The organism is Thermocrinis minervae, assembly GCF_900142435.1.
Lineage (GTDB): Bacteria > Aquificota > Aquificia > Aquificales > Aquificaceae > Thermocrinis_A > Thermocrinis_A minervae.
On the sequence record NZ_LT670846.1, the window covers coordinates 807,433 to 831,968 of the forward strand.

At 44.9% G+C, this 24,536-nt stretch carries 24 protein-coding genes; 14 read left to right on the forward strand and 10 right to left on the reverse strand.

Annotated elements, in window-relative coordinates:
* Position 1 precedes the first annotated feature (1 nt).
* Positions 2 to 868: a 5'-3' exonuclease gene (locus tag B5444_RS04410; RefSeq protein ID WP_079654025.1), complete on the reverse strand. Its 867-nt coding sequence runs from the start codon at positions 866 to 868 to the stop codon at positions 2 to 4.
* Entirely contained in the window at positions 865 to 1,506 is a 642-nt protein-coding gene (gene thiE, locus B5444_RS04415) for a thiamine phosphate synthase (RefSeq protein ID WP_079654026.1), read from the reverse strand. The genes B5444_RS04410 and thiE overlap by 4 nt, the downstream gene beginning before the upstream one ends.
* Before the next feature lie 18 nt (positions 1,507 to 1,524).
* Between thiE and B5444_RS04420 the strand changes: the two genes are divergently transcribed.
* The 7 genes from B5444_RS04420 to B5444_RS04450 are packed head-to-tail and all read left to right on the forward strand — an operon-like array spanning position 1,525 to position 7,351.
* Complete coding sequence (locus B5444_RS04420; protein ID WP_079654027.1) at positions 1,525 to 2,097, forward strand: RNA methyltransferase; 573 nt, start codon at positions 1,525 to 1,527, stop codon at positions 2,095 to 2,097.
* A 1-nt stretch (position 2,098) separates the two neighbouring features.
* Positions 2,099 to 3,178 carry a phospho-N-acetylmuramoyl-pentapeptide-transferase gene (gene mraY, locus B5444_RS04425; protein ID WP_079654028.1) on the forward strand — a complete coding sequence of 360 codons (1,080 nt, stop codon included), beginning with the start codon at positions 2,099 to 2,101 and terminating at the stop codon, positions 3,176 to 3,178.
* Complete coding sequence (locus tag B5444_RS04430; RefSeq protein WP_079654029.1) at positions 3,175 to 4,251, forward strand: geranylgeranyl reductase family protein; 1,077 nt, start codon at positions 3,175 to 3,177, stop codon at positions 4,249 to 4,251. Before mraY ends, B5444_RS04430 begins: the two co-directional genes overlap by 4 nt.
* Positions 4,252 to 4,277: 26 nt before the next feature.
* Positions 4,278 to 4,811, forward strand: coding sequence for a hypoxanthine phosphoribosyltransferase (gene hpt / locus B5444_RS04435; RefSeq protein WP_079654030.1), 534 nt, complete (start codon positions 4,278 to 4,280; stop codon positions 4,809 to 4,811).
* Positions 4,804 to 5,586, forward strand: coding sequence for a M48 family metallopeptidase (locus tag B5444_RS04440; protein ID WP_172838429.1), 783 nt, complete (start codon positions 4,804 to 4,806; stop codon positions 5,584 to 5,586). Before hpt ends, B5444_RS04440 begins: the two co-directional genes overlap by 8 nt.
* Positions 5,587 to 5,600: 14 nt before the next feature.
* A complete protein-coding gene (argJ, locus tag B5444_RS04445; protein WP_079654032.1) occupies positions 5,601 to 6,743 on the forward strand; it encodes a bifunctional glutamate N-acetyltransferase/amino-acid acetyltransferase ArgJ in 1,143 nt (380 codons plus the stop codon).
* Entirely contained in the window at positions 6,743 to 7,351 is a 609-nt protein-coding gene (locus B5444_RS04450) for a histidine phosphatase family protein (protein ID WP_079654033.1), read from the forward strand. Before argJ ends, B5444_RS04450 begins: the two co-directional genes overlap by 1 nt.
* Here B5444_RS04450 and rpmI read toward each other — a convergent pair.
* A complete protein-coding gene (gene rpmI, locus B5444_RS04455) occupies positions 7,334 to 7,537 on the reverse strand; it encodes a 50S ribosomal protein L35 (protein ID WP_079654034.1) in 204 nt (67 codons plus the stop codon). The two genes, B5444_RS04450 and rpmI, sit on opposite strands and share 18 nt — an antisense overlap.
* Positions 7,538 to 7,620: 83 nt before the next feature.
* Between rpmI and B5444_RS04460 the strand changes: the two genes are divergently transcribed.
* Positions 7,621 to 8,016: a hypothetical protein gene (locus B5444_RS04460; protein WP_079654035.1), complete on the forward strand. Its 396-nt coding sequence runs from the start codon at positions 7,621 to 7,623 to the stop codon at positions 8,014 to 8,016.
* A gap of 342 nt (positions 8,017 to 8,358) precedes the next feature.
* On the opposite strand, the gene lepB is transcribed toward B5444_RS04460, so the two are convergent.
* Positions 8,359 to 9,033 carry a signal peptidase I gene (lepB, locus tag B5444_RS04465; protein WP_079654036.1) on the reverse strand — a complete coding sequence of 225 codons (675 nt, stop codon included), beginning with the start codon at positions 9,031 to 9,033 and terminating at the stop codon, positions 8,359 to 8,361.
* Positions 9,034 to 9,078: 45 nt separating this feature from the next.
* Between lepB and moeB the strand changes: the two genes are divergently transcribed.
* The 4 genes from moeB (at position 9,079) to B5444_RS04485 (ending at position 14,218) form a co-directional block, all read left to right on the forward strand.
* A complete protein-coding gene (moeB, locus tag B5444_RS04470) occupies positions 9,079 to 9,894 on the forward strand; it encodes a molybdopterin-synthase adenylyltransferase MoeB (protein WP_079654037.1) in 816 nt (271 codons plus the stop codon).
* On the forward strand, positions 9,894 to 10,616 hold the full coding sequence (pdxJ, locus tag B5444_RS04475; protein ID WP_079654038.1) for a pyridoxine 5'-phosphate synthase: 723 nt from the start codon (positions 9,894 to 9,896) through the stop codon (positions 10,614 to 10,616). The genes moeB and pdxJ overlap by 1 nt, the downstream gene beginning before the upstream one ends.
* Positions 10,613 to 11,599, forward strand: a complete 987-nt coding sequence (locus B5444_RS04480; protein ID WP_079654039.1) for an NAD(P)H-dependent glycerol-3-phosphate dehydrogenase — start codon at positions 10,613 to 10,615, stop codon at positions 11,597 to 11,599. Before pdxJ ends, B5444_RS04480 begins: the two co-directional genes overlap by 4 nt.
* Before the next feature lie 132 nt (positions 11,600 to 11,731).
* A complete protein-coding gene (locus B5444_RS04485) occupies positions 11,732 to 14,218 on the forward strand; it encodes a diguanylate cyclase (protein ID WP_079654040.1) in 2,487 nt (828 codons plus the stop codon).
* Here B5444_RS04485 and sreC read toward each other — a convergent pair.
* From sreC to sreA, 3 genes are read right to left on the reverse strand one after another with little or no spacing between them, the layout of a single operon-like run.
* Positions 14,209 to 15,222, reverse strand: coding sequence for a DmsC/YnfH family molybdoenzyme membrane anchor subunit (sreC, locus tag B5444_RS04490; RefSeq protein ID WP_079654041.1), 1,014 nt, complete (start codon positions 15,220 to 15,222; stop codon positions 14,209 to 14,211). The two genes, B5444_RS04485 and sreC, sit on opposite strands and share 10 nt — an antisense overlap.
* A gap of 3 nt (positions 15,223 to 15,225) precedes the next feature.
* On the reverse strand, positions 15,226 to 15,924 hold the full coding sequence (gene sreB / locus B5444_RS04495; RefSeq protein WP_079654042.1) for a sulfur reductase subunit SreB: 699 nt from the start codon (positions 15,922 to 15,924) through the stop codon (positions 15,226 to 15,228).
* 11 nt (positions 15,925 to 15,935) lie between these two features.
* Positions 15,936 to 18,779, reverse strand: coding sequence for a sulfur reductase subunit SreA (sreA, locus tag B5444_RS04500; protein ID WP_079654043.1), 2,844 nt, complete (start codon positions 18,777 to 18,779; stop codon positions 15,936 to 15,938).
* 135 nt (positions 18,780 to 18,914) lie between these two features.
* Here sreA and B5444_RS04505 point away from each other — a divergent pair, with 135 nt between their 5' ends.
* Both B5444_RS04505 and B5444_RS04510 read left to right on the forward strand, forming a co-directional pair.
* Positions 18,915 to 19,997, forward strand: a complete 1,083-nt coding sequence (locus tag B5444_RS04505; RefSeq protein WP_154021738.1) for an O-antigen ligase family protein — start codon at positions 18,915 to 18,917, stop codon at positions 19,995 to 19,997.
* On the forward strand, positions 19,987 to 21,027 hold the full coding sequence (locus tag B5444_RS04510; protein ID WP_079654045.1) for a glycosyltransferase family 9 protein: 1,041 nt from the start codon (positions 19,987 to 19,989) through the stop codon (positions 21,025 to 21,027). Before B5444_RS04505 ends, B5444_RS04510 begins: the two co-directional genes overlap by 11 nt.
* Here the strand turns inward: B5444_RS04510 and B5444_RS04515 are convergent.
* The 3 genes from B5444_RS04515 to B5444_RS04525 are packed head-to-tail and all read right to left on the reverse strand — an operon-like array spanning position 20,992 to position 24,478.
* Positions 20,992 to 21,783, reverse strand: a complete 792-nt coding sequence (locus B5444_RS04515; RefSeq protein WP_079654046.1) for a DUF72 domain-containing protein — start codon at positions 21,781 to 21,783, stop codon at positions 20,992 to 20,994. The genes B5444_RS04510 and B5444_RS04515 overlap by 36 nt on opposite strands.
* The gene (locus tag B5444_RS04520; RefSeq protein WP_079654047.1) at positions 21,780 to 23,258 is read right to left on the reverse strand and encodes an ArnT family glycosyltransferase; all 1,479 of its coding nucleotides are present in this window, start codon (positions 23,256 to 23,258) and stop codon (positions 21,780 to 21,782) included. The genes B5444_RS04515 and B5444_RS04520 overlap by 4 nt, the downstream gene beginning before the upstream one ends.
* Entirely contained in the window at positions 23,246 to 24,478 is a 1,233-nt protein-coding gene (locus tag B5444_RS04525; protein ID WP_231967080.1) for a molybdopterin molybdotransferase MoeA, read from the reverse strand. Before B5444_RS04525 ends, B5444_RS04520 begins: the two co-directional genes overlap by 13 nt.
* Between the last annotated feature and the right edge of the window lie 58 nt (positions 24,479 to 24,536).

Sequence of the window (24,536 nt, forward strand, 5' to 3'; positions counted from 1 at the left end):
TCTAAAAGAGACTTCTTTGTTTTGGTTTAGAGTAGAGCTTTTCTACATCTTGTAGGATACTCTTCATCTCGTATCTAAGGAGTTCTTTTTTTAGCCCTTCCAGTGAAGGTTCCTTAACGAGGAGGTCTTCCTCCTTGATTTCAATCGGTGGTGGGTGTAGCTTTACAAGGTAGTAAGAGAGACTAAGCTTTTCCCTATCTGCCTGTGGGTAGAGCCTTTGAAACTTTTCCCAGTTTTGTAGTATGTTTTCTACGGAACCAAAAGTTTCCAGAAGCTTTAGTGCTCCCTTTGGACCTATTCCCTTTATGCCCTCCACGTTGTCTGTCTTGTCTCCAACTAGGGCAAGGTAGTCTGGTATGAGCCTGGGTGGTACACCAAACTTTTCCACTACCTTTTTCTCATCAAAAACCTCGTTGTTCATAGGGTTTACCACTGTAACCTTTTCAGAAATCAACTGTAGCACGTCTTTGTCTGGGCTGTATATATTCACTTGAAAGGATCTTTCCACACTATACAGGGTTAGAGAGGCTATAAGATCGTCGGCTTCGTACCCTTCTACTTCAAACCTTGGAATTCCTAAAAGATCTACAAACCTTTTTATGACTGGTATCTGAAGCTTTAGAGGGTCTGGCATGGAGGGTCTTTTGGACTTGTACTCTTTAAAGACCTCTTTCCTCCTCGTGGGTGCGGGATGGTCAAAGCAGATAGCAAAGTACCTAGGGTTTTCTTCCTTCATTATGGCCAAAAGAGCCCTTAAAAAGCCGTAGATAGCTGACGTAGGAAAGCCATCCTTAGTAGAAAGGGGAGGAAGTGCAAAAAAGCTCCTGTAGATGAAAGCAGAACCATCCAAAAGATAAAGCCTTTTCATGGCATGTAGATCTTATCCTTCACTACCCTCTTGTAAGCCTCCACCAGAGACTGGGCTGCCTTTTTAACATCCTCAAAACCAAGTATGGCGGACACAACGGCTATACCCTTTGCCCCGGCTTCTACCACTTCCTTCACTCTGTAGGGCATTATACCACCTATAGCTATGACTGGCTTTGTGGTCATCTTACAAGCCTGTCTTAGACCTTCTATACCTACCAGTTTGTAGTTTTCCTTGGTGGTGGTCTCGTAGACGGAGCCAAAACCTATGTAGTCTATGGGTAAATGCTCTACCTCCCTTAGGGCTTCTACGCTGTTGACCGAGTATCCTATGTACATCTTGTCTCCCACGAGCTTCCTTACCACATCAGGTGGTAGGTCTTGACTTCCTACGTGCACACCGTCCGCCTCCACTGCCAGGGCCAGGTCTACCCTGTCGTTTACCACCAGGTCCACCCCATACCTTCTGGTGAGCTCTCTAAGCACCAAGAGCTCTTCGTACATCTGTCTGGAGCTTTTGTTCTTGAACCTGTATTGGACAGCGGTGACACCACCCTGTATAGCCTGCTCTATAGTACTTATAAGATCCCTGTCTTTAAAGTACTTATCGTCCGTTACCAAATATATGGTGAGATTCATAGAGTTAAAATATAAACCATGCTCAACTATAACGTCTTCATTGCTCTTCTCCACTACCCAGCGATGGACAAAGATGGTAAACCTATCGTGACTTCCTTTACTACCATGGATCTACACGACATAGCCCGCCCCTGTAGAGCCTATGAGATAAATACCTATTACATAGTCCAGCCCGTTGATGGACAGAGGTACATAATAAGGAAACAGCTAGAATATTGGCTCTCTGAAGAAGGTAAGAAGGATAATCCTACAAGGTACGAGGCTGTAAGCTTGGTAAAGCTTGCCTACACTTACGAAGAAGTTTTGGAAGATATTCAAAAAAGGACGGGTAAGATGCCAAAGGTAGTGGGTACAGATGCCAGAAAGTATCCAAACACGGTCTCTTATGACTTTTTAAGGCATGAGATACAAAAGAGGGAAGATAACTTTCTAATAGTCTTTGGAACAGCTTACGGCATACCACCAGACCTTATGTCCACCTTTGACTATATACTGGAACCCATATACGGAGCAGGAGATTGGAACCATCTTTCCGTGAGGAACGCTGCAGCCATAATATTGGATAGACTCCTAAGCAGGAACAGGTGCTAACATGCTCTACCACTTAGCTTTAGAACTCAGACACTATTTTTTTGCCTTTAATGTCTTTAAGTACATAACCTTTAGATCCCTACTTGCCATAATCTTGGCCTTCGTGCTTGTACTGGTGATAACTCCCATATTCACCAGAAAGATGAAGGCAGTCCAGAGGCTTTTTAAGGGGTACGTAAGGGAGTACACTCCAGAGGGTCATGTAATAAAGAGGTACGTACCCACCATGGGTGGTTTTGTCATCCTCCTGTCTATACTAGTGAGCTCTTTGCTTCTTATGAGGCTTGACCTTATCTACTTTTGGATCATAACCTTCTGCATGGTTGGCTTTGCCCTGATCGGCTTTTTGGATGACTATGTAAAGCTAAAAAATAAAAAGGGAATATCTGCAAAGCTTAAGTTTTCCCTCCAAATGGTAGTAGCTACCGTAACGGCCCTTTTTATATACTTCTTTACTGACGTAGGAACTAAGCTCTATTTCCCTGTATTCAAAAACCTACAGGTAGACCTTGGGCTTTTCTACATACCCTTCTGCGTTTTTGTGATAGTGGCTACCTCCAACGCCGTAAACCTTACGGATGGGCTTGATGGACTCGCCATAGGACCTGTTATGACTACAGCCGGAGCTTTGGGAGTAGTCTCTTACGCTGTGGGGCATGCTACACTTTCCAAGTATCTAAACATACCCTACGTGCCATACGCAGGTGACCTTACAGTTTTATGCTTTGCCATAGTAGGTGCAGGGCTTGGCTTTTTGTGGTTTAACGCGTACCCGGCTCAGCTCTTCATGGGGGATGTGGGTGCCCTCTCCTTGGGTGCTACCCTTGGGGTCATAGCTGTAGTCTCTAAGTCTGAGTTACTCCTCCCTATAGCTGGTGGTGTTTTCGTGTTTGAAACCTTGTCGGTCATACTACAGGTAGCCTACTTTAAGCTCACCAAGGGAAAGAGACTTTTCAAGATGGCTCCCTTTCATCATCATCTTGAGCTTTCAGGGATTCCAGAACCTAAGATAGTGGTCAGGATGTGGATAATCTCCTTCCTGCTGGCCGTTTTAACAGTTGCCACCCTTAAGGTAAGATGAGGTGGGATGTTATCGTAGTAGGTGCAGGACCAGGGGGATCTAGCGCCGCCTATCATCTAGCAAAGGCTGGCCTCAAAGTCTTGCTCTTGGAAAAACACAAACTACCAAGGCCTAAACTCTGTGCAGGTTGTTTGTCAGGCAGGATAGAGAGCTTGCTTCCAGAAGGCTGGAATAAGCTAGTACTTAATACTATTAGTGGTGGAACTTTGGGTTACAGAGGTGAGGAGTACACAGTCTTCTCTGATGGGCCTGTAGCCTACATAGTAGACAGATCAGAATTTGACAGCTTTTTAGCCTGTAGCTCTGAGCAGGCTGGAGCTACGCTTGTGCAAGGTGTAGAAGTTTTAGGAGTACATCAAGAAGGTAAGGACCTGGTAGTAAAGACTACAAAGGGAGATTTTATGGCTGATTTTGTAGTAGGTGCTGATGGGTTTTACTCAAAGGTAGCCAGGTCTTTAGGTTTTCGAAAAGAAAAGTTCTTCAGATCTGTAGAGTTTTTTACAGAAGGAGATCTAAAGAACAGGGTGATCATAGACATAGGTATAGTCCAGAGGGGTTACGCATGGGTGTTTCCAAAAGGAGACGCTGTAAGTGTAGGAGTGGCATCCACTGGAAGAGAAAACCTACTGAAGGTTGTGGAATCTTATTCAAAGTTAAGGGGTTATAAGTTTAACCTTGTGAAAGGTTGGCATATACCATACACGGAGAGTCCAAAGGATGTTTTCTTTGGGAGGGGAAAGGTGCTCCTGGTAGGAGATGCTGCAAACCTGGTGGATCCACTCCTGGGAGAAGGTATATACTACGCTGTACTAAGCGGAAGGTTGGCCTCCCATGCTATAGTAAGCAACCCTTCAGACCCTATAAAAGCCTATATAAGCCTTCTCAAAGATACAGTGAAAGATCTCATGTATGCAGGATTCATAGCCAAACTGGGTTATAGGTACCAAGGAGTAGCCTTTAAGCTGGCAAAACAAGGTAGCCTAGAGAGGTATTTAGATTTTCTAAAGGGAAAACATTCCTACAAAGGCATGTTTTGGAAGGGACTGCTTCCTTTTATAAAAGGTTTCTTTTAAAGAATAATTAATAAAATTTTTATACTATGCACCGCATCAAGGACAAACCTGTAAAGCTTCTTATACCACACGAAAAGGTTCAAGAAAGGATAAAGGAGCTTGCAAGAGAGATAGAGGATTACTTCAGAGAACCTTTCCTAGTGGTGGGTCTTCTGAAAGGAGCTTTCGTATTCCTTGCTGACCTCATAAGGGAGATCCAGCTGCCAGTAAAGGTGGACTTCATCTGGGCATCTAGTTATGGCTCTTCCACTGAAAGCTCTCAGCATGTGAAGATAGTAAAAGACCTAGACATGGACGTAAGCGGCCAAAGAATCTTGCTCGTAGACGACATCCTAGACACGGGCTACACCCTCAAGGAGATAAAGGAGCTTCTACTTTTGAAGGGTGCTAAAGAGGTAAAGACGTGCGTCCTTTTGGACAAGAAAGAAAGAAGAAAGATAGACGTCGAGGCAGATTTTGTGGGCTTTGATATACCCAACTACTTTATAGTAGGCTATGGCCTTGACTGGGACGAAGAAGGGAGGAATCTAAAAGGTGTATATGCGGTGGAAGATGCTTAAGGTAAAGGCCATACTCCTTATCCTCCTTACGTTCATAGCTGGTTGCGCCACAGTAGGTATGGAGTCTGCTTTTCTACCAACTGAGCAGGAAGTAAGGTTAGGCCAATCCTTAAAGGATGAGGTATTTAAAAAGTATCCCCTTTACCCTAACAAGGAAGCGCAGGCCTATCTACAAAGCGTGGGTCAGAGGATTGCCAGGAACAAGACAAGACCCATACCCTACGAGTTTTATCTGGTAAAGTCCGATGAGGTAAACGCCTTTGCCCTACCGGGTGGTCCAGTGTTTGTAACCACTGGACTGTTTAAACGCCTCAGCAGCGAGAGCGAGCTTGCAGCCGTTTTAGGTCATGAGATATCCCACGTGGAGCTAAGGCATCACGCCAAATTTTTGGAAAAGGTCTACGGTCTTAACTTCTTGCTTAACTTAGCGTATGTTCTTTCAGGTGGTGGAGCAAGGGGTGAGGTAGTTGCACAGCTTGGAAGCATAAGCGCAAACCTTCTTGCTTTGAAGTTCAGCAGGGATCAAGAGAGCGAAGCAGACCAGAATGGTATAAAGCTTATGCTACAGGCAGGATACGATCCTTATGGAATGATAAGGGTCTTTGAAATGTTCAAGAAGATGGAAAAACAAAGGCCACCCGAGTGGCTTTCAACCCACCCCCTTCCAGAGTCACGTATAGTAGAAGCTAAACGAACAGTTGAGATGTTAAGACCTTCAGGTGCCCTGATAACCGACACGGAGGAGTTTCACAGGATAAAAAGGCTGGTAAACTAGGCTAAAATTTTCTCATGAGCGTTTTTATGGGAGTAGGAACAGCAGGGCTAAAAGGTAGCAAAAAGCCCGACATTCTGGTAATCCACCTGCAGAAGGAGTGTGCAGCCTCTGTGGTCTTTACAGGCAACCACTTTAAGGCTGCGAGCGTCTTATACTCAGAGGAAGCCTATAGAAGGAGCGGAGGGTACATAAGGGCCCTAGTAATAAACAGCGGTAACGCCAACTGCGCCGTGGGTAAAGAGGGCATACTACACGCCGAGCTTATGGCCAAGAAGATATCGGAGTTGCTTGACATTCCAGAAGAACAGGTCCTTGTCTTCTCCACCGGTATAATAGGTAAACCATTACCCATAGAGGACGTGCTAAAGGCTATAGAGCATGCATGTTCAAACCTGGAGGAGCTTGATCTGAAGACTGCGAGCGAGGTAATATCTACTACTGACAAGTTTCCCAAGTATGACTTCCTTAAGAAAGACCACCTTGAGGTGTTCGGTTTTGCCAAGGGAGCCGGGATGATACACCCAAACATGGCTACCATGCTGGCCTTTGTTTTTACCAACGCAGACCTAGACCCTTACGAACTAAGTAGCATTCATAGGGAGATAACAGAAAGAACTTTTAACTCCATAAGCGTGGATGGCTGCACGAGCACCAATGATTCTTTTGCCCTTATAAGCCTTGGTGTATACAGGGAAAATGACCTTACCAAGGTGAGAGATGCTGTAGAAGAGGTGTCTTTGAGCTTAGCTAAAAAAATAGTAGAAGATGGAGAGGGAGCCACAAAAGTTATAAAGGTAGTAGTCAAGAATGCAACCCTTCAGCTGAAGGCCAGGCTCATAGCTGAGAAAATAGCCACGTCTAACCTAGTTAAGACGGCCATATTTGGGGGAGATCCTAATTTTGGTAGGATACTGGCAGCTGCAGGATCCACAGCCTTCCCCATAGACCAGTTTAAACTAAAGCTCTACATAGGTAACCACCTTGTCTACGACTCAAAGGTGCACCCTCATGCTCTAAAGCACGCAAAGGAGTACCTACAGACGGAAAAGGAGATATCCATAGTGCTGGACCTTATGGAGGGCAAAGAAAGCTGGACCTACTATGCTTCTGACCTTGGTTACGAATACATCAGGATAAACGCCGAGTATACCACTTGATGAAACGCATATACTTGGTCAGACACGCCCAAAGTGAGTACAACGAAAAGGGAATCTTTCAAGGAAGGTTAGACAGCGATCTTACACCCTTAGGCTTTGTCCAGGCAAGGCTATGCGCCCAATACCTAATGGACAAGGGCATACAAATAGTCTACACTTCTCCCCAGAGAAGGGCTTACAAAACAGCCCTGACCATAGCAGATGTTCTAAACCTTGAGGTAATAGTAGATGAACGTATAAAGGAAATGTCCTTCGGCGTGTTGGAGGGTAGACACTTCTGGACCATGGTAGAAGAAAACAGGGAGATGTTCCTAAACTGGCTTAGCAACCCTGTAAAGTATCCCCTTCCAACGCAGGAGGACATGGGAGAGTTTGAAAGAAGGGTAAGCAGCTTTCTGGAGGATATAAAAGAAGTCCCCTACGAAAACCTAGTGGTGGTAGCGCACGGTGGAACCCTCCATGCCCTTGTATGCCTTGCCCTTAACCTAGGTCTTGAAAACAACTGGAATATTCACATGGATAACACAGGCATAAGCTTGCTTGAGTACGATGGAAGGTTCCACCTTAGGTACCTAAACGACACGTGCCACCTAAAACTCCTTAAGTAAGCCCCTTACCTTGTCTTCCCATCCAGGGTTAACAAGGGTAGGCTTCCTTAGCCTCCTCTTCCTGTCTTTGGCCTTCTTGGTGTTGTAGTGGGAGCCTCCTGCTCTCCATCTCTTTATCTTACCCGTGGCCGTTATCTTAAACCTCTTCTTTGCCGACTTGTTTGTCTTCATCTTAACCTTAGCCATGCTCAGTATTATAACACGTGCCTGTCAGATTGAAAAGCCTTGGCCGTTATATATGAATAGGAAACGTAAAAGGAGGTATAGCTATGAAAAAGCTTCTACTGTTTGCACCATTTATGGCCCTTGCCCTTGAGATGGACATCTCCTACAGCCCCTCTTACTTCAAATGGAAAGAGCCAGTTATGGAAAACAAGGGATGGCTTCACAGGGTAGACTTTAGCCTCAAACAACCCTTTAACAAGCTTGTCTACGGTAAGCTTGGGGCTTCCCTCTTTGGCGGAAACGTGGACTACAAAGGGCAAACTTGGGGAGGAACTCCAGTAGATTCTGACACCACCTACGAGGGATGGGAGATCAAGGGACTTTTGGGTGTTGACTACCCCATGAGCAAGCAGATGAAAGTAGGAGGCTACACGGGACTTGCCTTCAGGAAATGGACCAGAACCTCAGGCGGTTCTCTAAATGCAATAGGTTACACCTAAAAATGGCACTCCCTCTACGCTCCTTTAGGCTTTACCCTTGAGTACAACGTAAAGCCTGTTACCTACTATGCTGACGCTGGGCTTACCTTCCAGATAGACAATGAAAACTATGCTCCAGCCTTTGACGTAAAGACAAGGCCTGGTAAGAAGGTAAACCCTTACATAGAGTTAGGACTAAAGTATAGCAAGCTAAAACTGGGAGTGTACTATGAGAAGTTTAATACAGGAAGCTCAAGCTATAAGTACAGCCCAGTAGTGAACGACTACTTGTATCAACCCTCTTCAAAGATGGACCTTTACGGTGTAAGGCTTGGACTGTCCTTTTAAAGGGGCTGCTGGCCCCTACTTGTCTATAAGAGACATGCCTATCCTGTCAAACCTAGGATGAAGCAAGGCTATGAAAAGCTGTCTTAGGCCTGTAAGGAGAGATACCTCCGTAGTGTTAAGGGGTGGTGTCTCTCCAGAGTAGTATATGACGAAGGCTTTACCCACTATATTTTCCCTTGGAAGGAATCCCCAGTATCTGCTGTCCTCGCTGTTGTCCCTGTTGTCTCCCATCACAAAGTAGTTATCCGGTGGTACCACAGCTGGCCCAAAGTCCTTCCTTGGTATCATAGGGTTTGCGTAGAGGTATATGAGATGCTTTCTTCCGTTTGGTAGAGTTTCTTCGTACACAAGTCTCTTGCTTCCCTCCTCGTACATCTCGCCTACGTACCTTAAGGGCAAGGGCTTACCGTTTACTATCACCTGGGCTCCCCTTACCTCTACAGTGTCACCAGGTACGGCTATGATCCTCTTTATGAAGTCGAGTCTTTCATCCACCGGCCATTTGAAGACTATCACATCACCCCTCTGGGGTTCGGAAAACCTGTACACGAGCTTGTTCACCAGTATAAAGTCTCCAACTAGAAGTGTAGGCTTCATAGATCCTGAGGGTATGTTGTAAGCCTGAGCTACAAAGGTTCTTATGAGGAGTACTACTATAAGCACCGCCACAAACTCTTTAAAAAGCCTCATCTACATCAGATTATAACCCAAAAGCTTGTTGTATATTTATATCCTATGTTTAGGTTTACAGAGGAGCAGATAAAGAGGTACGCGAGGCATATCATACTCCCAGAGGTTGGCGGTAAGGGGCAGGAGAAGCTCCTAAATTCCAAGGTGTTAGTTATAGGTGCCGGTGGGCTTGGTTCTCCAGCCATACTCTACCTGGCCGCTGCAGGAGTCGGTACCATAGGCATAGTAGACTTTGACGTGGTGGATTTTTCAAACCTTCAAAGGCAGGTGATACACAACACCAACAGGGTGGGCGTGCCAAAAGTGGAGTCAGCCAAAAGAACTGTAGAGGAGCTAAACCCAGACGTCAAGGTTATCACCTACAACACTATGATAAACAAAGAAAACATCATGGACATAATAAAAGATTACGACGTTGTCATAGATGGTACTGATAACTTCCCCACAAGGTTTTTGATAAACGACGCATGTTACTTTGCAGGAAAACCTCTTGTCTCCGCTGCTATGTTGAGGTTTGAGGGCCAGGCAACCGTCTTTGACTTTAGAGACAAAGAAAACTCACCTTGTTATAGGTGTCTCTTTCCAGAGCCACCACCTCCGGGTCTTGTACCATCTTGCCAAGAGGCAGGCATACTAGGTTCTATAGGTGGAATAATGGGTTGCATACAGGCCACAGAGGCCATAAAACTCCTGCTCGGCATAGGTGAACCCCTCGTAGGAAGACTGCTCATAATGGATGCCCTTTCCATGGACTTTAGGACTGTAAAGCTTAGGAAGGATCCCAATTGTCCCCTCTGCTCCGAAAAGGCTACCATAAAGGAACTCATAGAGTATCAACAAGCCTGTCAGGTAAACTTCTGATGAGGCTTGGTGTCAACATAGATCATGTAGCAACCCTGAGGCAAGCCAGAAAAACCTTCGAGCCTAGTCCAGTCTTTGCTGCCCTTTTGGCCCAGAAGGCTGGAGCGAACCAAATAACTTTGCACCTTAGAGAAGACAGAAGGCACATACAGGACGAGGACTTGGAGCTCATAAAAAGGGTGGTCCATATACCTGTAAACCTAGAGATGGCACCCACCCAAGAGATGAAGCAGATAGCCTTACGCATAAAACCCAACAGGATCACCCTAGTACCTGAAAGAAGGGAGGAAATCACCACAGAGGGTGGGCTTGATGTTGTAAGTCTCAAGAACTATCTAGTTGAGTACCTAAAAGATTTTAAAGGCATCATTGAGATATCCCTCTTTGTGGAGGCAGATCCTAAACAGATAGAGGCAAGCAAGGAGGTAGGTGCTGACGCCATAGAACTTCACACAGGTACTTATGCAAACCTTTACAACGCTCACAGAATTAAGGAAGCAAAGGATGAGCTAAAGAGGTTAAAGGAGGCAGGCCTTCTGGCCAAAAGCTTGGGTCTGAAGGTTTACGCAGGACATGGTCTGACTTACCATAACGTAAAACCATTGGTAGAAGAGCTGAGGGATGTAGTAGAGGAGCTAAACGTAGGACACTCCATAGTGGCCAACGCTCTCTTCTTTGGTTTTGAAGAGGCCGTAAGAAGGTTCAAAGAGCTCATAGAATGAGTCAGAAGTTTACCATATTAGGTGGTGGTAGGTGGGGAACAGCCCTAGCCTCGCACCTATCTAGGTTAGGGCATGAAGTCCTCGTGTACGATAAGAACCCGAAGGTGGTAGAAAGCCTAAATGCAGGTGTAAACCCCTACCTAGAAAGTCAAAGTTTAGAAAGGATAGCCTCTACTCAGGATCTAAAAGAAGCCATAGATTTTTCTCAGTACTTGGTGGTAGCACTTCCTGTTCAAGCCATAAGGTCTGTACTAGAGAAGGCAGAGGTAAGAGGGAAAGTAATCATATCAGCCTCCAAGGGTCTTGAGATAGGTACGCATAAAAGAGTATCTCAGATCATAGAAGAGCTCAGTCAAGATTGTCAGATCTTTTGTCTTTCTGGACCTTCTTTCGCCGTTGAAGTAATGAAGGGTCTTCCTACTGCTGTAGTGTTGGCAGGTCAGGATATGGAACAGGCCCAGAGGCTAAGAGAACTTATCTCCAGTCCATACTTTAGGGTATACCTCTGTGATGATATTGTAGGAGTAGAACTAGGTGGAGCTCTCAAGAACGTCATAGCCATAGCCTGCGGCATATCTGATGGACTTGGATATGGACATAACGCAAGAGCCGCCTTAATGACCAGGGGTCTTGCCGAGATGGTGAGGATAGGTGTACAGCTGGGTGCAAAGAGAGATACCTTCTACGGACTTTCCGGTATGGGTGACCTCTTCCTCACAGCAAGCTCGGACCTTTCCAGAAACAGAACCTTTGGTTATCTGATAGGTCAAGGTCTTTCTGCTGAAAGAGCTTTAGAAAGGATAGGTCAGGTGGTGGAAGGGTACCACACGGTAAAAGCAGTAAAAGAGCTCTCAGACAACCTTCAAATATACGCACCTATCTCTCAGGCTCTTTACTCTCTCCTTTTTGAAGGCAAACCCTTAGAAGAGGTTCTGAAGGATCTCCTTCTAAGACCTTCTCTCTCTCCTTATGAAAGTCTATAAGCTCACCTGGATAGTAGTACTCATTGCAGTGACTACATCTGAATATACCGCCACCACAGCATTCTATGACCTCTAAGATCCTTCCACATCTTGGACAGACATCCATAATATAGTACATAATATAGTATATTAATGAACCTACTTGGAATCACAGTCAAGGAGATTATAAGGGGGGAAGAGCCGCAGGTCAGGGAGGACGTGCCTCTGAAAGAGGCCTTCTCCGTGATGAGAGAGAAGGGAAGGGGTTATGTTCTCCTTACAAGGGATGGTAGACCAGCGGGCATACTCACAGAGAGGGATTTAGTAAGACTCATAAATTCAGGTGTAGATCTTAGGAAACCAGCTTATCTGTACGGAAATAAGGAGCTTATCACCTGTAGGGCAGACAGAAGCCTGTGGCATGCCCTTTACCTCATGCTTGAAAACTCCATAAGGAGACTCGCCGTTGTAGATTATGAGAATAAGTTCCTTGGCGTGATAACTGTTGAAGATATTCTCAAGGTACTTGAGGATGATGTTTTTGATAGAGATTTAAAAGTGAGAGACATAATCTGCAAGAGAAAATTTACCTATGTGAACAGGAATACCAGCATAAAAGAATGTTTAAGGATAATGGATGAGAAAAATATAGGAGCTTTACCCATCCTGGAAAACATGATTCCTGTAGGTATAATAACTGAGAGTGACATCCTAAAGAACTTTGATGATATGGACCTTTCAGATAGTGTAGAGAAGTACATGTCCAAACCGGTCATAACGGTTGAGGAGGATAAAAAAGTATATGAAGCTTTAAAGATTATGGAAAAGCAAAAAATAAGAAGGTTAGTAGTGGTAGATAATACGGGTAAGGTTACTGGATTAATAGCCGTAACGGATGTGTTAAGAGCTATAGGTGGAGATTTTAAGGATTTTATACAGAAGTTAAAACACGTTAAGGATATCCTTGACATTTTCCCTGAAGTAGTATTGGAGCTTGTAGATAGAAGTTTTCAAGAACAGATAGTTATCTGGCAGAACAAGAAAGCAAAAGAAATCTTAGGAAATTTGCTAGACAAGGACATAAAAGAAATTTTTCCGGAGATACAGTGGATACAGTTCTACACACAGCTTATTAAAGAAGGAAAGATAGAAAGGTACAAGTTTTACGTAAATAGTAGTGTGTACGAAGTATCAGCTTCATACCTTCCTGTAGAAAATAAGCTTTACACAAACGGTAAGATAAACCTCCTGATAAGGGACATAACCAAAGAAGAAGAGCAACTTAAAAGCACCCTTAGGATAATAGAAAACTACCGTAGGATAATAAATTCCACGGAAGATTTGATGATAATATACGAAGCTTCTACTGGTAGGATAAAACTTTTCAATATGGCCACTCTGAAAACTCTGGCTTACACTGAGGAAGAGCTAAAGAAAATGACCATCTTTGACATAATTCAGGACGATCACTCCATCATAAGGAATAATATTGAGAGGATAGTAAGGGAGGACGTGGTGATAAGGGGAGAGAGGCATTACAAAAGAGCTTATGGGGATGTGATAACTGTAGAGGTAGTAGCCACAAAGGTTGAGTTAGAGTCCACGCCGCATATACTTGTGGTAGCCAGGGACATAAGGGAAAGAAAAAAGATGGAAGAAGAGTTGCAAGAGAGCTACAGGAGGCTTAGACTCCTGTACGACTTTACCTTGGCCTTAAACGTGTGTACTTCTGAGGGTGAGGCTTACAACCTTCTGGCGAAGACGCTTGTAGAAAAGCTTGGTGTTGACAGCCTTACCGTCTACATGATAAACCCCTCCCTAAACAGAATAAGCGGGATAATACATTACGGGCAGGACATGCAAGAATGCATGGAAACAGATATAGATCAGTGTAAGGTGGTTCTGAGCACCCAACCACTTGTCTACACACCAGATGGGCTTATAGATTGTCCCTTCTCTAAGGTTCCAAGGGAGTTTTCTTACATGTGTATACCTGTTGTCTCTTCTGGAAGGATTATAGCTGTACTAAGTATGTTCTCCAAGAGCAAGGATTACTTTGGAGGAATAGTAAAGGAGCTTATAGAAAGCTTAGTCAACACCTTCTCGCCCTTTATATCCAACCTAAGGCTCATAGAGATAACCAGGGAGCTATCCATTAGGGACCCACTTACGAACGTCTACAACAGAAGGTTCCTGATGGAGGTCTTTGAGAAGGAGCTGGAAAGGAGCAGGAGAGAGAAAAGACAGCTGAGCGTTGTTATTTTTGACCTTGATGACTTTAAAAAGCTAAACGACACCCATGGACACATCATAGGCGATACTGCCCTCAAACACGTGACAACCTTAGTCTCAAACTCAATAAGAGCTATGGATCTACTGGGAAGATACGGGGGTGAGGAGTTCATGATAATCCTACCATCCACCACTAAGGAGGATGCTGTGAAGATAAGTGAGAGGATAAGGAAAGCCCTTAAAACAAACCCTCTAGACATAGGAGACAATAGAATATTTATAAGTGCAAGCTTTGGTGTTGCAACTTTCCCAGAAGATGGGGAGAGCGTGGAAGAACTACTCAAAAAAGCCGATGAAAGGTTATACAAGGCAAAGAGGGAGGGAAAGAGCAAAGTGGTTTACCGGTAGCTTATCCTTGTCCTCTTCCTCTCCATGAATCCTTTTCTTAGAGTATAACCCTCTTTGGGATATAGCCCGTAGAAGAGGTTTTGAACATGGTTTCCTTCCACGAAGAAGCTCCATCTTTCTATGGCGGAGCCTAAAAGTATAAGAGCAAAGGTAACTGTGTAGAGGTGGTATGCCCTTACTCCTGATATCCACGAGTAGAGTATTAAGAATAGGGGTATAACAAAAGTAAGTATGTACGCCAGTGGGATGGCTGTAGGTAGAAGCTCCTTACCTTTGGCGTAATAGAACTCTTCCGTACAGTAGTTGTTGGTGGTTGTGCCAGTGTCAAGAACTCTTATTGGTCTGTTGTGAGGCAAATTGAGAGCCTCGTTGAGGGTAGGTCTTTTGAGGAAAGCCTGTCTTATGTTGAAGGCAAGCCTAAAGGCAAGGCCAAGAGCCAGGAAGAGGAAAGTTAAAAACACGTAAGTTCCTATGAACTCTGGCCTGTAGTGGTACACGAGCAGTAAAGTGGCGGAGGATCCGAGCATGAGGTACATGTTTAGATAGTAGAGGACGCTTATGGACGTGTTCCACTCAAGCACAAACTTGTTGGAGGCGTATATCATGGCTGTGGAAAAGCTGCTTAGCCAGCCGAGCACAAAGGTAACTATTCCAAAAGTATGTTCAAGAAAGGGGTTTACCTGATAGTATTTGAGGACTAGGTAGACAAAAAGGGTAAACCCGTAAGCACCGCTGAATACAGCCTCCCTTGAGAGCCAAGAGGTCCTAAACCTCTTTATAGCCTTCCAAGCCCTGAGCTTGTGACCCAGGTGAAAAGAAGCTCCTATGGCCCCTAGGCCTATAAGCACCAAAGATATCAAGCCTGATATCAGTACTGCGTTCTTGGGAAGGGCGGTATTCTTGCCAAAGAGGGTCAAAAACTCCATAAAGTAGGTAAAGGTAAATAGGCCTATGGAGGTGCCAGCTGTGAGAAAGAACCATATCAAAGACAGAGGTGGATGCATGGTCTATCCTCCTACATGATGTCTTCTTAGTACTTCTAAGAACAGAGGGTTGTCTGGTTTTAGTACATGATCATCCACGTGTATCTTGGTCTCTGTCCTGGGTAGGTAGTGGTTGGCGGGGTTCGTTCCCATGTCTGGGAAGAGTACAAAGCCGTTCCGCTCCTTTATCATCCTGTACGCTTCGCTGTTGGGATCCTCTATGTCTCCGAAGAATCTAGCCCTTGCCGGACATGTGAGCACGCACGCTGGCTTTCTGTGTTCGGGTGGTAGTGTTTCATCGTATATCCTGTCTATGCACAGGGTGCACTTCTTCATCACTTTATCAGCTTCATCAAACTCTCTGCATCCGTAAGGACAAGACCACGAGCAGAGTTTACATCCTATACAGTCATCGTAGTTCACGAGGACTATGCCGTCCTGTTCTCTTTTATAGCTTGCTCCGGTGGGGCATACAGGCACGCAGGGAGCATCCTGACAGTGCAGGCAGGACTTAGGAAGATGAAATACCTGGGTGTTTGGAAACTCTCCCACTTCGTAAGTCATTATCCTGTTGTACCAGACACCCTCTGGCTCCCTGCCATAAGGGTCAAAGTCAGAAAGGGGACCGAAGGACGCCTGCGTGTTCCACTCTTTACAGTTGGTGGCGCAAGCATGACAACCAACGCAAGTGTTTAAGTCTATGACCAAGGCAAACTGAGCCATGACTAACCTCCTTAAGGCTTGTACCTTAATACCTCTACCCACCTTTCTTCTATGTAAGGTAGGGGCTTTACTTCAAACTGTGGGTATGTTTCTGGTGACTCGTCCTCGGCCTTGTAAACCTTTACCTTGGTGTCAAACCATGCCAAGTGTCCTGTTATAGGGTCTCCGTAGTAAATCTCCCTTCCTCCTATCTTTATGCTGTGAGGTATGACGTGGTTGAGCAGGAAACCTAGTGTTCCTTCTTCGGCGTCTGGTTTTAGGCCCCATGTTCCCCTCATCTTTCCTATGGCGTTCCATGTCCAGACAGAGTTGGGTTCTGTTGTTTCTGTCAGGAACACTTGGCATTTTACCTTACCTACCCTTGATTCTACCCATACCCAGTCTAGGTGTTTTATGCCCAGCTTTTGTGCTGTTTTTGGGTTCATGTAAAGGTAATTCCTTGTAGATATCTGCCTAAGCCAAGCGTTTTGGGAGTCCCAGGAGTGGTACATCCACTGAGGTCTCTGTGTGAAGGCATACAGTGGGTATTCCTTACCACTTATCTCCTCTTCAAAGGGTGGGTACCAGAAGGGTAGGGGGTCAAAGTACTTTATGAGCCTTTCCCTGAGTATGGGATCGTTGGGTGGTTGGTTTTTACCCTCCCATAGGCCCTGCCCAGCTAGCCTGAAGGTTTGTAGTGCTTCAAGGTAAAAGTTGAATATGATAGGATCTGTCTTTTTCACAAAACCTACACTCTTTGCCCACTCTAAGTAATCCTTGTTGGCATGTCTGTAGTAGCGCATGTTGTCGGGAAGTTTGTAGTAGAAGAAGCCTTTATTCTTTATGTACATCTCAAGCTGGTTGGGGTTTGGTTCTCCTACAAAGTGTTTGTCTCCGTTTTTACCCCTCCAACCTGCCAGAGCACCCACTCCCGGCCTTATCTGCCAGTTTATCAAGAAGTCTTTAAAGTCTTTGTACTTTCTGGAACCATCCTCGTTGACAAAACCAGGGAGCTTTAGCCTGGAGCCTATCTCCACCATCACGTCTCCCCAACCTCTTACATCGTAACCGTACTCTCTAGGATCCACTATGGGATGCCTTAGCGCATCAACGGGACCGTCCACAGAAGATGGTGGTCTGTCAAGCAGGGAGAGGGCAAACCATTGCTCCAGGTATGTAGCGTCTGGAAGAACCAGGTCTGAGTAAGCTACCTGCTCACTGTAGAAAGCGTCTATTGTTATTATCTTGGGTATTATGTAGTTTCCGGATGGATCTGTGGCTGTAAGGGCTTCAAGGATGTAGGGTATGTTCTGAGAAGAATTCCAGGCCATGTTGGCCATGTATATCATCAACACTTCGATGCCGTAAGGATTCTGTTGGTAGGCTGCTGGTATTACGTTCTGTATGCAACCGTGCGCGGACATGGGGAAGTACCAGCTGTACGCCCAGTCTATCCTTATGGGGTTTCCCTTTTCATCAACGAGCAAATCGTCAGGATTTTGAACATATCCAAGGTGCGGACCAGGGTAAACCTCTCCGTATTTTATCTCATCTGGTCTTGATATCTTGTAAGGTTTGGGAAGATCCTCTATATGCTTGGGGTATGGTGGCTTGTTGAGGAATCCACCTGGAGTGTCTATGCATCCTAGCATCATCATAAGTAGGAAGACAGCCCTTGCTGTTTGGAAACCGTTGGTATGAGAACCTACACCTCTCATTATGTGGAAGGATACGGGTCTTCCTCTTGTCTTTTTATGCTTCCTTCCCCATACGTCCGTCCATTCTATGGGGAGTTCTAAGGGTTCGAGGAAAGCAACAGTTCCCATCTCTTTGGCTATACGCTCTATATCCTTTGCAGGTATGCCTGTTATTTTCTCTACCTTCTCTGGGCTGTAGTCCTTTACAAGTCTCTCGGCAAATATATCAAAAGCTGGTCTTACCTTGTAGCCCTCTGGTGTGGTGAATTCACCTATGAAGGCTGGGTCTAGATCTTCTGGAACTATGGCATCTGCTGGCTTGAAGGTTCCAGATTTTTTGTCAAACACCATAGGCTTTCCTTCTTCGTTTCTGTAGAAAAGACCGTCCTTGGATGTTCCTGGAGCTTGTATTACCAGGTAGGGTGCGTTGGTGTAGGTCTTTAGGAACTCCCAGTCCACTAGGTTGTACTTAAACAGCACATGCATAAGGCCCATGATGAAGGCCCCGTCCGTTCCTGGCTTTATGGGTACCCACTCGTCAGCTATGGCACCGTAACCCCACCTTACAGGGTTGACCACTACGAACTTGCCTCCCTTCCTCTTCATCTCCTGTATGCCGAGTTTGAAAGGATTGGAAGAGTGGTCCTCGGCCACGCCTATCATCATAAAGTACTTGGTGTTTTCAAAGTCAGCCTCTCCAAACTCCCAGAAGGAACCACCTATGGAGTAAAGACCTGCAGCCGCTATGTTAACAGAGCAGAAACCTCCGTGAGCTGCCCAATTTACTGTTCCAAGCTGGCTTGCAAACCAGCTGTTTATGGCCTGCATCTGATCCCTTCCTGTGAAGAAGGCTATTTTGTAAGGGCCTTTTCTTCTTGCTTCATCCAACCACTGGACGGCTATCTGTATAGCTTCTTCCCATTCTATTTCCTTAAACTGCCCTGAACCTCTTGGACCAACCCTTAAAAGAGGCTTCCTAAGCCTAGCCGGGCTGTACTCTTTCATTATTCCGGAAGAACCCTTCGCACAGAGGACTCCTTTGTTGGTAGGGTGAGCGTCGTTACCCTTTATGTAAGCTATCTTGTTGTTTCTTACGTAAACCTCTATACCACATCTGCAGGCGCACATGTAGCATGTACTGTAGGTCTTCCTGTCGTAAAAGCTACCTCCTATCTCCATGGAGAAACCTCCTTATGGAATAAGCTATCACGTTAGAAGTTCCACGTGACTAAAATTTTCTTATACTGCCATAAGCTGCATTTATAAGCTCTATAAGCTTATCTTATGGTTTATTGTCTGGTAAGATTTTATCCCATGATCTACTTGCTTCTAGTTTCTGCCTTCGTCTCCATAAGCCTTTTTGAGGGGCTTGTATTGATAGTCCTCTTGTATACCGCTTACTTGATGCTTAAGGGGGAGATAAGACCTAAGGGTATTCTAGGCTTGCCGCTTGTGATGTACTCGGTGCCATCCTTTGCCTCTTCTGTAGCTTACTATCCTGGGAAGGCCATAGAAAGGAGCTTCTTCCTTCTCTCCTACTTTTACGGTCAGAGGCTGCAAGGTAGAAGAGAGCTTCTCCTTCGGATAAATTACACACTCCTGGCTTTTGGTTTCTTGCTTATACCAGTCCTCCTCTGGAAACACTACACAAAAGGTGAGATATCCCTACTGTGGGGTGGTCCCTTTGAAGTTTCAAACTTTTATTCTCTCTTCTTCCTTGCTTCCCTTTCCTTGCTGTTGTACAAAAAAAGGCCTGTCTATGTGATACCGGCAATGCTGTTCCTTGTTGTGGTCTTTTTCAGTCAGAGGAGGTCAACCCTTATAGGGCTAGTGTTAGCTCTCTTTATGCTCCTGTGGCTCTACAGGCACAAGCTATCCAAAAGGTCTATGCTTGGCGTGACCTTTGGTGTTCTGTCCCTTATTCTCCTGCTTGGAGTTTTTTTCTACTACAAGGATCCACGTATAAGGGTAGTTTTTGAGAAGGGTATAAGTCTTGAGACTTTAGATGAGTTTTCAAGCAAGAGGCTGTATAACCTTAGGTCTGGCCTTATGGTCATAAGGGATGACTTTAAGGAGAAAAACCTGTTTGCCATCCTGTTCGGACACGGTATAAACCCTGCCGAACGCCTACCTTACCCTTCCGTTGTTGGGGGCTACGAGTCTGTGTTTGTGGTATCCGAGTTTACAGAGAGGGGACTTTTGGGGCTTTTAGGAGTCCTATGGTTTATGTTTGCTTACTTTAGGAGGCTTCTTGTTTATAGATTAGATGATCCTCTTAAAATACCCTTTCTTCTTATGCTCTGCGTTCATCTAGGTGGAATCGTCTTCACCGGCTTTTGGGATGCTATGCTTCCTCTTTACCTTATCATGTTTAGGATGGTAGAGGATGGATCCTAAGGCGACCCTTTTCTTGATGGGACATTCGGCGGGTGTTGGTGATGTACTGAGGGTTACCGCTGCCTTAAAAGCCTTTAAGATGGCCTATCCTGAGTCTGAAATACATCTTGTGCTTCTTACCAAGGACAAGGGATACGTCTCTGAAGAGCTCATGTCCAAGCATTGCCTCTTAAACTCTTTTCACTCCATAGACAAGAGGATAAGGTCTTTAAAGGATTGGAAGAGGTTTTTCAACGACTTTGAGGTGGTAGTGGAAAAGGTAAGGCCTGATCTCATAGTGGATTTGGAGCCTCACGGTCTTAAAAGCTCCTTTCTTTGTATGTATGCAAGGCTAAAGTATGGCATAAAGACGGTGGGTATAGCCGAGTTTCCTTTAAGAGGTCTTTTTTATACAGTAAGGGCAGAACCTACAAGAAAGGTCCTAAAGTCTGTAGACTACACAGACAGATTCTTTGTAGCCTTAAAACCTCTTGGCATAGAGAGGAAAGGTACACCTATAGAGCTGTGTGAAACTCCGGAAGGGAAGGCCTTTAGAGAATCTTTCAGAAGACTTTACAACATACCTAACAAACCCCTCTTGGGCTTGAACATAGGATGTGGAACACCCGATGCGCTCTGGAGAAGGCCGTCCTTAAAGCTTCTTAGACAAGTGGTAAGGACTCTACAGTCTAAGATGGATGCTTATCTTGTGCTAACTGGTGCATCCTTTGAGAAGGACATAAACCAAGCATTCCTTCAAGATTACGACCTTCCAGCTTTAGATATGGCTGGAAAGACAAGCATATCGGAGCTCACAGGTTTGATAAAGTCCTTCAGTCTTTTTATCTCCACAGACAGCGGACCATACCATATGGCCGTAGCCTTAAGGGTTCCAACGCTGGCCATCTTTGTAAAAGATTTTCCTCAGTCTTATCATCACCATCCATGGGTGAGGTGTGTAGTTCTTGACTCTGAAGAAAAGATAGATAAGGCTGTACGGGCAGGTCTTGAGCTCTTACTCCCACTCTCTTTCCAAGAAGCTTCTCTCTAGACTCTTTGGAATATCTGCAGGATAGCCCATAAGGTTTTTAAGCTCCAGAGCGTTATAGACGGCCTTTGCCTTCGGTGTATTGTTGAAAAACACGTAAGTGTCTTTGTCTCCAAGCTTCTTTATCTTGTCCCTTAATTTTTTGAGTTCTTCCAGTGAATACAGATAGTCGTAAGGATTTTCCTCGTTCCTGCCGTGTATCCTCACGTAGTTTATGCTTCCAACGCTTACCCAAGGTCCTACTAGAAAGCCCTTCTTGGGTGCGTCAACGTTCACAAGAGAAAAGCCTATACCTTCTAAAAAGGAGTAAAAGTCTGCCCTTTTAAAGCTCTTACTCCTTACCTCTATTACCTTTTGTACTCCTGAAAAGTCTTTAGCTAACTTTTCTATGTATGCAAGGCTTTCCTCGCTGTAATGGAAGCTTTCGGGAAACTGAAACAGTAAGGCTATAAATCTCTCTTCCTCCTTTAAAAGTGGCTCTATCTGGTATAGAAAGCTGTCCACATCCTTCTGTGTATAGCTTCTTACGTGAGTAAACAGCCTGTTTGCTTTTAAGGAGAACTTTAACTCTCTAGTCCTGGATAGCATACTCTTCAAGGTTCCTCTATCTGGAAACCTGTAGAAGGAAAAGTTGAGCTCCACCACTACAAAGTACTTCTCGTAGTACCTTAGAAGCTCATCCCTTTTTATGTGAGGAGGATAGAAAAGACCTATCCATTCGGGATAGTAGAAGCCACTGCAACCTATGTATACCCTCATGGCGCTACACAAACCCCAAAGTCTGAAAAGTTTTTGCCCCTTTTAACATCAAGTATATACTTAAGCAGGCGTGATTCTGAACCTGTGTAAGCTCTAAAGGTGTAGATGGGTTTGCAACTAAAGGTACCCCACTGAAAAACTACCAAGGATCCAGGCCTTGGGCTCTCTCTCCTGTTTACTTCCTTACCAGCGTAGAAGGGTAGACTATGAAGGAAGTGTCCAACGCTGTACACGCTTGCTCTCTGGGCTTTCAAGATCTCTCCTACTTCTTTGTAAGGTCTGTAGGCTTCAAGCCAAGGAAGTACCCCAAACAGGAGGATAAGGTAGAAGGAAAGAATACTGTAAATAGGTGCAAGCTTAGGAACCTTCAGGCTCACTAAGAAAGCAGATACAACAAACAGAAGAAGATAAGACGGAAGAGACAGGTAAAATACACCAAAGGTGCTGACAAGCATAAGGAGAGAGGAAATCGCAAGGGAAGACCAGACCTTTATCCTATTCCACTCTTGTCCATCCAAGAAACTGGCTGTAAGGATAGCCATAGCAGGATAAGCTGGCATAGTGTAGACGGGTATCTTCTGCTTTACAAGGCTAAAGATGAAAAGAATCACCAAAGACCACGCAAAGAAAAAGTACAGCTCTCTCCTTTTTCTTAACAGCACCCATACAAGAGAAAGGTAGAAGATAAAAGAGTAAGGTAAAAAGGAAGCAAGAGTGTCCACAAGGTAAAAGTACCATGGATCACCACCAGAGTAAACACGTTTTAAGTTTTCCTCAAAGAAGACTTTCAAAAAAGCCTCCCTGTGCGTTGCAAGCTGGTAGACATGCCACCACAACCCAACTGCTAAGGAGAGGACTGTAAGTATGTAGTATCTTGCCTTCAGAAGCTCCTTTGGGTCTGTGAAAAGAAGGTAGAGAGAGACTACAGCCGCAGGCAGTAAAAAACCCGCCGGACCCTTTACCCACATGGCCAAGGAGGAGGATAGAAAGGCAAACAGCAAGAAGACAAACTTCTTATACCTATAGTAAGCTTGCCACAGGAGAAGACTAAGGGATATAAAAAAGGAAAAAGGTACCTCCGGAGAAGCATAGTGAGAGTTTACGAAGAAAGGCACAGACAGAAGTATTATGATGGCAGCAAGTGTGGAAGCCCTAGTGCTCTGGCCTGTAAGCCTCGCAAGAAGGAATACCACAAGGGCAAGCAGAAGACCAAGGACAGTATGCATAAACCTAAGGCCCACCTCGTTTACACCAAAGAGCTTATAACCCAAAACCACAAACCAGTATGTGAGGGGAGGCTTTTCTAGCCTCAATTCACCGTTGTAGTATGGGGTAATGTAGTCTCCTGTCTCTAGCATACGTCTTGAGGCATCTGCATAAAAAGCCTCGTTGGGAGACCAGACTTGGAAAGGGAATAGACCTATAAAGTATACAAGTATGCTGATAAGAAGTGCAGAATAGATCAGTACACCCAAGGGAAGTAGACCACTTTAACCCTAGAGCCTTCCTCTATACGCTTTACATCTTCAGGCACAACCATGTAGGCGTTCATGCCCACATAAGAGGTGAGCATATGAGACTGAAGCTTTTCTGAGTAGTCGCACAGGAGTTTTCCATTTTCGTACCAAACCCTTGCTCTCACAAACTCCCTTCTATCCGCATCCTTTCTCTCAAAGGTTCTTATAAGGTAAGCCTCCTGATAAGTAGGCATGTAGTCTTCTCTTCCCATCATCTTAAGGAGGGCAGGCCTAACTATGAGGTCAAAGGCTATAGCACACGAAACAGGATTACCTGGAAGACCGAAGAAAAGTCCCCTCTTGCCGTATGTACCAAAGAGTATGGGTTTTGCTGGCTTTATCCTAACCTTATGAAACTTCACATCTACACCCACTTCTCTGACGAGCATCTTAACAAAGTCCTTATCTCCAGCGGATACACCACCAGTGGTTATAAAAACATCGTAGTCATAAATATTGGAAAGAATCTTCTTTATAGTTTCTGGGTCATCCTTAACTATTCCAAGGTTCTGCACGTTCAGGCCCATTGCCTTTGCCATGGCAAATATGGTGTAATTGTTGGAAGTCCTTATCTGGGATGGTTTTTCTATAGGTTCTCCCACGTCTTTTATCTCGTCACCTGTGGATAGAACGGCTACCTTTGGGAGGGTGTATACGCTCAAGATAGCTTTATTGACTGAAGCACAAAGACCGATCTCGTAAGGCCTTATGACAGTCCCTTTCTTTATAAGTACCTCCCCTGCCTTTACCTCTTCTCCTTTCCTTCTTATGTTTGCTCCTGACTTTAACGCTTTCTTTATGAGGACTGTATTTCCATCCCTCTGGGTTAGCTCTACAGGAACTACGCAGTCAGCACCCTCTGGCAATGGTGCACCTGTGAAGACCTTTACTGCCTGTCCCTGCTTTACGGTGTAAGTCTGCTCGCCACCCGCGGCCACTTCACCTATCACCTCAAGCCTTACAGGATTATCTTCTGAAGCGTTTTGTATGTCCTGACTTCTTACCGCATAACCATCCATTGCCGAGTTGTCAAAGAGGGGTTTATCCGTATCGGTAAGTACATCTTCTGCCAACACCCTACCTAGACACTCTGTAAAGGCAAGCCTCTCGGAAGTTCCGATGAGTACTGTGTTTTCTAAGACTATACTTAGAGCTTCTTCGTAAGGCATCAGGTCCATCGTATACCTATTATAAGCTGTCTATTGCAAAAAATTTTCAACGGTACATATTAAGAGA